At 74.0% G+C, this 12,090-nt stretch carries 7 protein-coding genes and 2 pseudogenes; 6 read left to right on the forward strand and 3 right to left on the reverse strand.

The window, feature by feature from the left end; all coding sequences use genetic code 11:
• The first annotated feature begins 191 nt into the window (after window positions 1–191).
• From DN069_RS23265 to DN069_RS23275, 3 genes are all read left to right on the forward strand, one after another.
• Window positions 192–1,163, forward strand: coding sequence for an NAD kinase (locus DN069_RS23265; protein WP_111503866.1), 972 nt, complete (start codon window positions 192–194; stop codon window positions 1,161–1,163).
• Between the two features lie 126 nt (window positions 1,164–1,289).
• Window positions 1,290–3,023 (forward strand): DNA repair protein RecN, encoded by a 1,734-nt coding sequence (recN, locus tag DN069_RS23270; protein WP_111503922.1) that lies wholly within the window; start codon window positions 1,290–1,292, stop codon window positions 3,021–3,023.
• Between the two features lie 51 nt (window positions 3,024–3,074).
• Window positions 3,075–4,253, forward strand: a complete 1,179-nt coding sequence (locus tag DN069_RS23275) for a glycosyltransferase family 4 protein (protein WP_111503868.1) — start codon at window positions 3,075–3,077, stop codon at window positions 4,251–4,253.
• A 29-nt stretch (window positions 4,254–4,282) separates the two neighbouring features.
• Here the strand turns inward: DN069_RS23275 and DN069_RS23280 are convergent, their stop codons facing one another.
• The 3 genes and pseudogenes from DN069_RS23280 to DN069_RS42645 all read right to left on the reverse strand — a co-directional run.
• Window positions 4,283–4,978 carry an HAD-IA family hydrolase gene (locus tag DN069_RS23280; protein WP_279387925.1) on the reverse strand — a complete coding sequence of 232 codons (696 nt, stop codon included), beginning with the start codon at window positions 4,976–4,978 and terminating at the stop codon, window positions 4,283–4,285.
• A 94-nt stretch (window positions 4,979–5,072) separates the two neighbouring features.
• A pseudogene (locus DN069_RS23285) lies at window positions 5,073–6,713 on the reverse strand (glycoside hydrolase family 15 protein); the annotation flags it as partial.
• A gap of 183 nt (window positions 6,714–6,896) precedes the next feature.
• Window positions 6,897–7,070 (reverse strand): annotated as a pseudogene (locus DN069_RS42645) (trehalase-like domain-containing protein); the annotation flags it as partial.
• Between the two features lie 385 nt (window positions 7,071–7,455).
• Between DN069_RS42645 and DN069_RS23295 the strand changes: the two are divergent.
• From DN069_RS23295 to DN069_RS23305, 3 genes are all read left to right on the forward strand, one after another.
• Complete coding sequence (locus DN069_RS23295; RefSeq protein WP_111503870.1) at window positions 7,456–9,123, forward strand: CTP synthase; 1,668 nt, start codon at window positions 7,456–7,458, stop codon at window positions 9,121–9,123.
• Window positions 9,120–9,761, forward strand: coding sequence for an NUDIX domain-containing protein (locus DN069_RS23300; protein ID WP_243639625.1), 642 nt, complete (start codon window positions 9,120–9,122; stop codon window positions 9,759–9,761). The genes DN069_RS23295 and DN069_RS23300 overlap by 4 nt, the downstream gene beginning before the upstream one ends.
• 225 nt (window positions 9,762–9,986) lie before the next feature.
• Complete coding sequence (locus DN069_RS23305) at window positions 9,987–12,083, forward strand: tetratricopeptide repeat protein (protein ID WP_111503872.1); 2,097 nt, start codon at window positions 9,987–9,989, stop codon at window positions 12,081–12,083.
• Window positions 12,084–12,090 lie beyond the last annotated feature (7 nt).

Consider the following 12,090-nt stretch of genomic DNA (forward strand, 5'->3'; position numbering starts at 1 on the left):
CGGCGCGCGCCGTGGCCGAGGGGCCGAAGTAGGGCGGGTCCGAAGCAGGCCGAAAGAAGACCAGGGCAGGGCCCGTTCCAGCGGGTAGGGTCGAAGGCACAGCACCAGCACCCACCAGCCGTCATATCAGCGCACCAGGGGGAGGCGCGCGGCCCGGGCGAGGTCGTCCGGGCGGGCGCCGAAGGAGGCCCATGCCCGACCAGCCCGTCACCGGCTCCGTCGAACCGATCGAGCGGCTGATCGACCGGCCGGTCGACCGGCCACTCGACCAGTTCGGCCGCACCGTCTTCCTGCTCGCCCACACCGGGCGCGAGGCCGCGCTGAAGAGCGTCGAGTGCCTCGTCGAGGGCCTGCTCAAGGCCTCGATCCGGATCCGGGTGCTCGCGACCGAGGCGCCGGACATGGGGTTCCCCGAGGGCGTCGACGTGGTCCAGCCGGGGCCGGCGGCCGGCGAGGGCTGCGAGCTGATCCTGGTGCTGGGCGGCGACGGGACGCTGCTGCGCGGCGCGGAGCTGGCGCGCGAGTTCGGGGTGCCGATGCTCGGGGTGAACCTGGGCCGGGTCGGCTTCCTGGCCGAGGCGGAGCGGGACGACCTTCAGAAGGTCGTGGACCGGGTGGTGGCCCGGGACTACGAGGTCGAGCAGCGGATGACGATCGACGTCGTGGTCCGCGAGGACGGCCAGGTCGTGCACACGGACTGGGCGCTCAACGAGGCCAGCGTGGAGAAGGCGGCCCGGGAGCGGATGCTGGAGCTGATCATGGGCGTGGACGGGCGTCCGGTCTCCTCCTTCGGCTGTGACGGCGTGGTCTGCGCGACGCCGACGGGTTCGACGGCGTACGCCTTCTCCGCGGGCGGGCCGGTGGTGTGGCCGGAGGTGGAGGCGCTGCTGCTGGTGCCGATCTCCGCGCATGCGCTGTTCGCGCGGCCGCTGGTGACCTCGCCGGACTCCGTCCTGGAGGTGCAGGTGCAGCGGGGGACCTCGCACGGGGTGCTGTGGTGCGACGGGCGCCGGACGTACGAGCTGCCGCCGGGGGCCCGGATCGAGGTGCGCCGCGGCCACAACCCGGTCCTGCTGGCCCGGTTGCACCGGGCGCCGTTCTCCAAGCGCCTGGTGACCAAGTTCCAGCTGCCGGTCACGGGCTGGCGCGGCAACGCCGAGTAGCGCGGCCGGCACCCGCCCCCAGCAGGGGAACGCGGGGTGAACGGCACCGGGTCGATCCGTGTTCGTACTGACGCTCGATCCACGCGCGTGCGGGTGGCTCGTCGCGGGAAGGGCCCTCGACCTCGTATCGTCAGGTGCGTGCTGGAGGAGATGCGGATACGAGCCCTGGGCGTGATCGACGACGCCGTCGTCGAACTCGCGCCGGGGTTCAACGTCGTCACCGGTGAGACCGGGGCGGGCAAGACCATGGTGGTGACCAGTCTCGGCCTGCTGCTCGGCGGGCGGGCGGACGCGGCTCTGGTGCGCAACGGCGCCGAGCGGGCGGTGGTCGAGGGGCGGGTCGAGCTGCCCGACGGCTCGCCGGCCGCGGAGCGGGCGCAGGAGGCGGGGGCCGAGCTCGACGAGGGCGCCCTGCTGCTGAGCCGCACCGTGTCGGCCGAGGGGCGCTCGCGCGCCCACGTGGGCGGGCGCTCGGTGCCGGTGAGCCTGCTGCAGACGCTCGGCGAGGACCTGATCGCCGTGCACGGGCAGAGCGACCAGCAGCGGCTGCTGCAGCCGGCGCGGCAGCGCGGCGCGCTGGACCGTTACGCGGGCGACACGGTCTCCGAACCGCTGACGGCCTACCAGACCGCCTACCGGCGGCTGCGCGAGGTCTCGGCGACGCTGGAGGAGCTGACCACCCGGGCGCGCGAGCGCGCGCAGGAGGCGGACCTGCTCCGCTTCGGCCTGGACGAGGTCGCCGCCGCCGAGCCGTTGGCCGGCGAGGGCGAGGAGCTGGCCGCCGAGTCGGAGCGGCTCGGCCACGCCGACGCGCTCTCCTCGGCCGCGACGCTGGCCCACGGGGCGCTCGCGGGCGACCCGACCGACCCGGACGTGGTCGACGCGGGCCTGCTGGTCGCGCAGGCCAAGCGGGCCCTGGACGCGGTGCGCTCGCACGACGAGCGGCTCGGCGCGCTGGCGGACCGCGTGGGCGAGGTGTCCTACCTGCTGGCCGACATCGCGCAGGAGCTGGCCGGCTACGCCGAGGACCTGGACGCGGACCCGGTGCGGCTCGCCGCGGTCGAGGAGCGCCGCGCGGTCCTGGCCCACCTGGTGCGCAAGTACGGAGCACCCACCGAGGGCCTGGAGGGTCTGGCGGCGGTGCTCGCCTGGAACGAGGACGCGGGTCGCCGGCTGGCCGAGCTGGACGGCGACGACGACCGGATCGGTGCTCTCGAAGAAGAGCAGCGTTCGCTAACGGAAACGGTGTCCGCGCTCGCCGAGGAGCTGAGCGACGCCCGGCACACCGCCGCCGAGACCTTCGCCGAGGCCGTCACCCGCGAGCTCACCGAACTGGCCATGCCCCACGCACGGGTGAGCTTCGGAATCACCCGATCGGCGGATTTCGGCCCCTACGGCGTCGACGACGTCGAGGTGCTGCTCGCCCCGCACCCGGGCGCGCCGCCGCGCCCGATCGCCAAGGGCGCCTCCGGCGGTGAGCTCTCCCGCGTGATGCTCGCCGTCGAGGTCGTCTTCGCCGGCGCCGACCCGGTCCCGACCTATCTCTTCGACGAGGTCGACGCCGGTGTCGGCGGCAAGGCCGCCGTCGAGATCGGCCGGCGTCTGGCCCGGCTCGCCCGCAGCGCCCAGGTGGTCGTCGTCACCCACCTGCCGCAGGTGGCCGCGTTCGCCGACCGGCACCTGGTGGTCGAGAAGACCGTCGACGGCACCGTCACCCGCTCGGGCGTCAAGACGCTGACGGACGAGGAGCGGGTGCGCGAGCTGTCCCGGATGCTGGCCGGGTTGGAGGACTCCGAGCTGGGCCGCGCTCACGCCGAGGAGCTGCTGGCGGCCGCCCGCCAGGGCGCCGCGCCCCGCTGACCCCTCCCGAGGACCGATGGCTGTGACGACCGAGAGAAGGCGACGCCGACAGTGACGCCCAACGCAGCGCAGACCACCCCCGCCGGGTCGACCGACGAGCTCCGCGCCGTGCTCGTGCTGGCCGGCACCACCGGCGGCATCGGGGCGCACGTGCGCTCGCTCGCGGAGGGACTGAGCGCGCACGGGGTCGACGTCACCGTGTGCGGGCCGGCCGAGACCGACAAGCTCTTCGGCTTCTCGGGGGCGGGGGCGCGCTTCCACGCCGTGGAGATCACCCCGACGCCGGGCCCGCGCACCGACGCGGCCGCCGTCGGCGAGCTGCGCCGCGCCTTCGCGCGGGCCTCCCTCGTGCACGCCCACGGACTGCGGGCCGCGCTGCTGTCGGATCTGGCGCTGCGCACCGCCCGCGCGCAGGAGACGCCGCTGGTGGTCACCTCGCACGCGGCCAACCTGGCCACGGGCATGGAGCGGCGGCTGCTGCGGATGATGGAGCGCCGGGTCGCCCGCGGCGCCGACCTGGTGCTGGGCGCCTCCTCGGACCTGGTCACCCGGGCCCGCGACCTGGGCGCCACGGACGCGCGGCTGGGCCCGGTCGTCGCCCCGCCGCTGCCGCCGGCGCTCGCCGACCGGGAGCAGACGCGGCGTCGGCTGCTGACGGAGAAGGGCCGCCGCGGCGCGGCGGCCAAGGAGGTGACGGACCGCCCGATCGTGCTGGCCATCGGCCGGCTGACGCCGCAGAAGAACTTCCAGTTGCTGCTCGACGCCGCCTCCGGCTGGCGGGCCGGCGAGGACCACCCGCTGCTGGTGATCGCGGGCGTCGGCGCGGAGGAGGCGGCGCTCAAGGCCAGGATCAAGGCGGAGCGGCTGCCCGCCCGGCTGCTCGGCTACCGCGAGGACGTCGCCGAACTCCTGGCCGCCGCCGACGTGGTGGTGATCTCCTCACGCTGGGAGGCGCGCCCGCTGGTCGCCCAGGAGGCGCTGCGGGCCGGCGTCCCCGTGGTCGCCACCTCCGTCGGCGGCCTGCCCGAGCTGGTCGGCGACGCCGCCGTGCTGGTCCCCCCGGGCGACGCGACGGCCCTGGCCGCCGCCGTCTCCTCGCTGCTGGCCGACCCGGCCCGCCACGCCGAGCTGTCGGCCGCCGGGCCGCTCCAGGCGGAGACCTGGCCCACCGAGGCCGACACCGTCGCCCAGGTCCTCAGCGTCTACGACGAGCTGCTGTCGGGGCGCTGAGGCGCCCGAGCGTGATCACCGCAGCCTGATCACCCGCGCGTGATCAGCAGCCTGATCGAGCCGTCGGCGCCGCGCTCCACCGTGACCTGCTCCAGGTCGTCGACGGTCACCGTCGCGCCGTAGCCGGCCGTGGCGGCGCCGATGCCGAGGACGCACATGCCGGCGGCGAGGCCCGCCGCGACGCCGGCGGGGGAGTCCTCGAGGACCACGCAGTCCGCGGGGGCGAAGCCGAGCTCCGCCGCGCCCTTGAGGAAGCCCTCCGGGTCGGGCTTGCTCGCGCTCACGTCCTCGGCGGTCACCCGCACCTCGGGCATGCGCAGTCCGGCCGCGCCCATGCGGGCCGTCGCCAGCGCCACGTCGGCGGAGGTGACCAGGGCGTGCGGCAGCGCGGCGATCGCGGCGAGGAAGGCCGGCGCGCCGGGGATCGGCACGACGCCGTCCAGGTCGGCCGTCTCCTCGGCCAGCATCCGCGCGTTGTCGGCGTGGTTGTCCGCCATCGGGCGGTCCGGCAGCAGGAGGGCCATGCTCTCGTGGCCCTGGCGGCCGTGCACGACCTCCTCGACCCGCTGCATCGGTATGCCGTGCCGCGCGGCCCAGCGGCCCCAGACGCGCAGGACCACCGCGCCGGAGTCGACCAGCGTGCCGTCCATGTCGAGCAGCAGCGCGCGGGCCTCGAGCACGGTGGGCTGGGACGCGGTGGGGTGGGACACGATGGGCTGGGGCACGGTGTCTCCCGGGGATCGGCGCCGGCGACGGCGAGAAGGGGAACGATTATGTCCCGCCAGTCTACAAAACCGCCCGGCGCCCGCTCCCGTCCGGCTACATCCCGACGCCCGGCAGCCCTCCCACCGCGGTCAGCCGCAGCGCGGTGTCGATCAGCGGGACGTGGCTGAAGGCCTGTGGGAAGTTGCCCACCTGCCGCTGCAGCCGCGGGTCCCACTCCTCCGCCAGCAGACCGATGTCGTTGCGGATCGCCAGCAGCCGGTCGAACAGCTCCCGTGCCTCGCCGACCCGGCCGATCATGGCCAGGTCGTCCGCCAGCCAGAACGAGCAGGCCAGGAACGCGCCCTCGTCGCCGGGAAGGCCGTCGCCGCCCTCGTCCTCGCCGTTGGTGCGGTAGCGCAGCACGAAGCCGTCGGGGGTGAGCAGCTCGCGCTGGACCGCCTCGATCGTGCCGATGACCCGCTTGTCGTCCGGCGGCAGGAAGCCCACCTGCGGGATCAGCAGCAGTGAGGCGTCCAGCTCCTGCGAGCCGTAGGACTGGGTGAAGGTGTTCCGCTGCTCGTCGTAGCCGAACTCGCACACGTCCGCGTGGATGGTGTCGCGCAGCTCGCGCCAGCGCTCCAGCGGGCCCTCGTGCGGGGTCTGCTCGATCATCCGGATGGTGCGGTCGACGGCGACCCAGGCCATCACCTTGGAGTGCACGAAGTGGCGGCGCGGGCCGCGCACCTCCCAGATGCCCTCGTCCGGCTTGTTCCAGTGCTGCTCCAGCCAGGAGATCAGCCGCAGCTGCAGCATGTGGGCGTGGTCGTTGCGGGCCAGGCCGGTCATGTGGGCGAGGTGCAGCGCCTCGACGACCTCGCCGTAGACGTCCAGCTGCAGCTGGTCGGCGGCGCCGTTGCCGATCCGGACGGGCGCGGAGTTCTCGTAGCCGGGCAGCCAGTCGAGCGTGGTCTCCGACAGCTCCCGCTCGCCCGCGATCCCGTACATGATCTGCAGGTTCTCCGGGTCGCCGGCGACCGCCCTGAGCAGCCACTCGCGCCAGGCGCGGGCCTCGTCGCGGTAGCCGGTGCGCAGCAGCGAGGACAGCGTGATGGTGGCGTCGCGCAGCCAGGTGAAGCGGTAGTCCCAGTTGCGCACCCCGCCGATGTCCTCGGGCAGCGAGGTCGTCGGCGCGGCGACGATGCCGCCGGTCGGCGCGTAGGTCAGCGCCTTGAGGGTGATCAGCGAGCGGACCACGGCCTCGCGGTAGGGGCCCTGGTAGGTGCACTGGGCCACCCAGTCCCGCCAGAACTCCTCGGTGAAGGCCAGCGCCTCCTCCGGGTCCGGCTGGTCCGGCGCGCCCAGGTGCGAGGGCTGCCAGGTCAGCGCGAAGGCGATCCGCTCGCCCTCGGCGACGGTGAAGTCCGCGTAGGTGGTGAGGTTGCGGCCGTAGGTCTCGGCCTCGCCGTCCAGCCAGACCGAGTCCGGCCCGGCCACGGCGACCGTCCGGCTCTGCCCGCCGTCCTCGACGCGGTGCACCCACGGCACCACGCGCCCGTACGAGAAGCGCATGCGCAGCGCGGAGCGCATCCGCACGGCGCCGCTGACGCCCTCGACGATGCGGATCATCTGCGGCACCGCGCCGCGTTCGGGCAGACCGCGTGGCGGCATGAAGTCGATCACCCGGACGGTGCCACCGGAGGTGTCCCACTCCTGCTCCAGGATCAGCGAGTCGCCCCGGTAGCGGCGTCTCGCCGACGGCGGTGCGGGCGCGCCGGCGGTCGGCGGCAGCACCTTGAAGGAACCTGTGTCGTCGAAGGAGACGGCCTGGAACGTCGACGCGTCGAAGGACCCCCCGTCCAGCGAGGCGGGGTCGTTCGACATCGGGTCGAACATCGACTCGTGCGGTGCTCCGGCGCCCTCCTCGGCCGCCGGCATCGGCTCGGCCGGGCCGATCCGCCAGAAGCCGTGCTCGTCCGTGCCGAGCAGGCCCGCGAACACGGCGGGGGAGTCGAAGCGGGGCAGGCAGAGCCAGTCGACGGCGCCGTCCCTGCTGACCAGGGCGGCGGTCTGCATGTCGCCGACGAGCGCGTAGTCCTCGATGCGGGCGGCCACGTGGTTCTCCAGTTCGCGGTGAAGGACTGCGGTGGCGGTGGGGACCGTGAACGGCCCCTGTGACCGCCGGGGCTCCCGAAGCAGACGGTGTCCGTGCAGAATACTTCGGATCATGGGTCTGCCGGGAACAGGTTCCGGAATGCGGCGTGCCGATTGGTTCCTGCTACGTCTCATCCGAGTCACAGTGCACGGCGCGCCTTGAGGGCGGTCTGAGCGCGGCTGGTCGAGGGCACTGATACCCTGGTACTCCGTGGATTGGTACTGAGTCCGCCCGCGAGGGCTCGGCTCACTGACCCCTTCGATCCACCACCTGAGCACCCCAGCGAGTTTCGAAAGGCTCGACGGTCGGTGCCGGTGTTGTTGACGCGACCACGGGAGCCCCCTCTTGGCACAGCCCCATTCCGGTAAGGCCGGCACGACGACCAAGCACATCTTCGTCACGGGAGGCGTCGCCTCCTCGCTCGGCAAGGGGCTGACCGCCTCCAGCCTGGGGGCCCTGCTCAAGGCGCGCGGTCTGCGGGTCACCATGCAGAAGCTCGACCCGTACCTGAACGTCGACCCCGGCACGATGAACCCGTTCCAGCACGGCGAGGTCTTCGTCACCGACGACGGCGCCGAGACGGACCTCGACATCGGCCACTACGAGCGCTTCCTCGACACGAACCTGCACGGCAGCGCGAACGTCACCACCGGCCAGATCTACTCGACCGTCATCGCCAAGGAGCGGCGCGGCGAGTACCTGGGCGACACCGTCCAGGTCATCCCGCACATCACCAACGAGATCAAGTCCCGGATCCGCCGCATGGCGAGCGAGGACGTCGACGTGGTGATCACCGAGGTCGGCGGCACCGTCGGCGACATCGAGTCGCTGCCGTTCCTGGAGTCCGTCCGCCAGGTCCGCCACGAGGTCGGCCGCGACAACGTCTTCTTCGTCCACGTCTCGCTGCTGCCCTACATCGGCCCCTCGGGCGAGCTGAAGACCAAGCCGACCCAGCACTCCGTCGCCGCGCTGCGCAACATCGGCATCCAGCCCGACGCGATCGTGCTGCGCGCCGACCGCGAGGTCCCGGCCGCGATCAAGCGCAAGATCTCGCTGATGTGCGACGTCGACGAGGAGGCCGTGGTCGCCGCGATCGACGCCCCCTCCATCTACGACATCCCGAAGGTGCTGCACACCGAGGGCCTGGACGCCTACGTGGTGCGCCGCCTGAACCTGCCGTGGCGCGACGTGGACTGGACCCAGTGGGACGACCTGCTGCGCCGCGTCCACGAGCCCAAGCGCACCGTGAAGATCGCGCTGGTCGGCAAGTACATCGACCTGCCGGACGCCTACCTGTCCGTCACCGAGGCGCTGCGTCACGGCGGTTTCGCCAACCACGCCAAGGTCGAGATCAAGTGGGTCACCTCGGTCGACTGCGAGACCCCCGAGGGCGCCCGCGCCCAGCTGGCCGACTGCGACGCGATCTGCATCCCCGGCGGCTTCGGCGAGCGCGGCGTGGACGGCAAGGTCGGCGCGATCACCTACGCCCGCGAGAACGGCGTGCCGCTGCTGGGCCTGTGCCTGGGCCTGCAGTGCGTCGTCATCGAGGCCGCGCGCAACCTGGCGGGCCTGGCCGACGCCAACTCCACCGAGTTCGAGTCGGCCGCCAAACACCCGGTCATCTCGACCATGGCCGAGCAGCTGGAGATCGTCGACGGCAAGGGCGACCTGGGCGGCACCATGCGCCTGGGCCTCTACCCGGCCAAGCTCGCCGAGGGCTCCATCGTCCGCGAGGTCTACGGCGGCGAGCAGTACGTCGAGGAGCGCCACCGTCACCGCTACGAGGTCAACAACTCCTACCGCGCGGAGCTGGAGAAGACCGGCCTGCAGTTCTCCGGCCTCTCCCCGAAGGGCGACCTCGTCGAGTACGTCGAGTACCCGCGCGACACCCACCCCTACCTGGTGGCCACCCAGGCCCACCCGGAGCTGAAGTCCCGTCCGACCCGCCCGCACCCGCTCTTCGCGGGCCTGGTCGCCGCGGCGATCAAGGTCCAGGACGGCGCGGACGCGTGAGCGAGCCCACGGTGCAGGGGGAACTGCGGGACACGCCGGACTCGTGGGAGGTCGTCGCCGAGCGCACCTCCTTCGAGGGCAAGGTCTGGGACATCGTCTCCGACGACGTCGTCATGCCGGACGGTCGCGCGTCCACGCGCGACTACATGAAGCACACCGGCGCCGTCGGTGTGCTCGCCCTGGACGAGCAGGGCCGGGTCCTGCTCGTCCGGCAGTACCGCCACCCGGTCCGGCACCGCCTCTGGGAGATGCCGGCGGGCCTGCTGGACGTCCCCGGTGAGAACCCGCTCCACGCCGCGCAGCGCGAACTGTGGGAGGAGGCCCACCACAAGGCGGGCGACTGGCGGGTCCTGATCGACGTCTACCCGACCTCCGGCGGCTCCGACGAGGCCATCCGCGTCTTCCTGGCGCGGGACCTCGCCGAGGCGGACGGCGAGAAGTTCGCCGCGGAGGGCGAGGAGCTGGACATGGAGGTGCGGCGCTTCCCGCTGGACGACGTCGTCCGCGCGGCGCTGGCCGGCGACCTCCACAACGGCGCGCTGGTCGCAGGCGCGATGGCGCTCAAGGCCGCGCTGGCCGACGGCGCGCTGGACACCCTGCGTCCTGCGGACGCGCCCTGGCCCGCACGACCCTTTTAGATCCGCTCCCGCAGATAGCTGCACAGCCCAGGGGCGCGGGGAACTGCGCGAGCAACCACCCTGTGCGGATGGCCCTGTTCCATGAGGACCACCTGCCATCAGTGGCTTGTCGCGCAGTTCCTCGCGCCCCTGGATAGTGCAACTTCCTCGCGCCCTCAAGGTTCCCGCGTGCCGATTGGATTACGCTGCGTCAGAAGATCGGTCCTTTCGACGGGAGCGGCGTTCGTGGCATCGGCACAGGCGGAGTCGGCGGCGTCGGTCGTCGCGTTCGTGGGGCGGCGGAACGAGCTCGCGCAGTTGCGCGAGGAGGCGGGCCGGACGCGTGTGCTGGCTGTCGCGGGCCGACCCGGCTCCGGGCGTACCGCGCTCGCCCGGCGGCTGGTGGAGGAGCCCGACGTCGCCGCCGAGCGGCCGGTGCACCACCTCTCCCTCGCCGCGCCCGACCCGGCGCGGCGTCTCGCCGACCAGCTGGGGCTGCCGCGTCCGAGCGGCCTGCTCGGCGCGGAGGGCGCCGAGCAGGCGGCCCGGGAGGCGCTGCGGACGCACCTCGCCGAGTCACCCGTCGTGCTGGTGCTCGACGACGTCCCCGCCGAGGACGCGGCCGCCACCGTCGAGGCGCTGCTGCCGACGCACCCGGACGCGCTGACCGTCGCCGTCACGCAGGGGCCGCTGACCGGGATCCCGGACGTGCGGCCGTGCGTGCTGGGCGGCCTGGACTACACCGCCGCGCGGGAACTGCTGGCCTGGCTCGCGGGGGACACCCGGGTGGTCGTGGACCCCGTCGCGGCGCAGGGGCTGGCCGAGACGGTGGCCTGTCACGTGGGCGCGCTGCGGCTGCTCGGCGGGTGGCTGGCGGCGCGGCCGCGGGCGTCGGTCAGTGACGCGCTGCAGGCGCTGCGCGCGGTGCCGGCCGTGCCGCGCCCGGCCGCGCCGCCCCCGTCCGAGGCAGCACGGTCCGAGGCAGCACAGCCCGAGGCGGCCCAGAACCTCGTGGGGCAGTCGGTGGAGGGCGGGACCGTGCCCCCGATGCCCGCCTACCCGCCTGCTTCACCCCCCGCGCCTGCTGCACCCCCCGCGCCGCCGCGCGGCGCCCAGCGCACCGACGACCCGCTGCGGCGGGCCTTCGACCTGGTGCACTCCGAGCTCGGCGCGAACGCGCGCCAGCTGCTGCGGCTCGCGACGCTGGTGCCCGGCGCGGTGCTGGACGAGAGGGGGGCCGCCGCGCTCGTCGGCTGTCCGACCGCCGCGGCGGGATCGCTGCTCGCCTCGCTCGCCGGCCAGCAGCTGCTGCAGGAGGAGACCGGCGGACGGTACCGGCTGCCGCGCAGCCTCACCCCGCTGCTGGTCGCGCTGCGCGAGGACACCGACAAGCCCGCCGCGGTGGAGCTGGCCCGCGCCCGCTGGCTGGAGCGCCAGGTGAGGTTGCTCACCTCCTGCCTGGTCAGGCTGGCGCCGGAGCAGGCGCCCCCGGATCCGGAGGTGCCGCCCGCCGCGCTGCGTTTCCGCTCCGCCGCCGAGGCCTTCGCCTGGCTGGACACCGCGCTGCCGGAGCTGCTGCTCGCCGTGGCCGACGCCGAGCAGGCCGGCGGGCTGGACGGGCTGGTCACCCGGCTCGCGACCGCGCTGGTGCGGGTGCTGCCGGTGTGGGGCGAGGCGGTGGGCCGTCCGGTCACGGTCGAGCTGTACACGCTGCACAGCACCGTGCAGCGCCTGGCCCGGCGTTCCGGTCAGCCGCGCCGGGAGGCGGCGGCGCTGGTGAACCTGGGCGACCTGCACGCGTCGGCGGGGGAGCACGCGCGCGCCATGGAGCGCTACCGAGGCGCCCTCGCACCCGCCCGTGCCGCCGAGGACCACGTGGCCGTCGGGCGGATCCTGGAGGCGACCGCCGGCGCCTACCGCGCGTCCGGGGATCTGGTGCGGGCCGTCGACTTCTACGGCCGGGCGCTCACCCTGCGCCGCAACCGCAAGGAGCGCGCCGACGAGGCGCGGCTGCTGGCCCGGCTGGCCGCCGTGCACAGTGCGCAGGGGCGACACGCCGACGCGCTGCGCGAGTACCGGGCGGCCGTGGCGCTGCACCGCAAGCTCGGCGACGAGTCGGGGGCGATCGGCGCGATCCTGGGCGCGGCCCGGGTGCAGGAGCTCGGGGGCAACGCCGAGGCGGCGTTGCGCACGCAGCGCGAGGCGCTGGAGGCGGCGCGCCGGCTCGGTCCGCGGTTGGAAGCCCTGGTGCTGCTGAGGCTGGCGGACACCCTGGAGAGGGCCGGTGACCAGGCCGGAGCCCGGGTCCAGCGGGAGCAGGCCGCGGCGCTGGACGTAGGGTAACGTCCCG

The sequence above is a fragment of the Streptacidiphilus pinicola genome (assembly GCF_003258295.1).
Classification (GTDB): Bacteria; Actinomycetota; Actinomycetes; order Streptomycetales; family Streptomycetaceae; genus Streptacidiphilus; species Streptacidiphilus pinicola.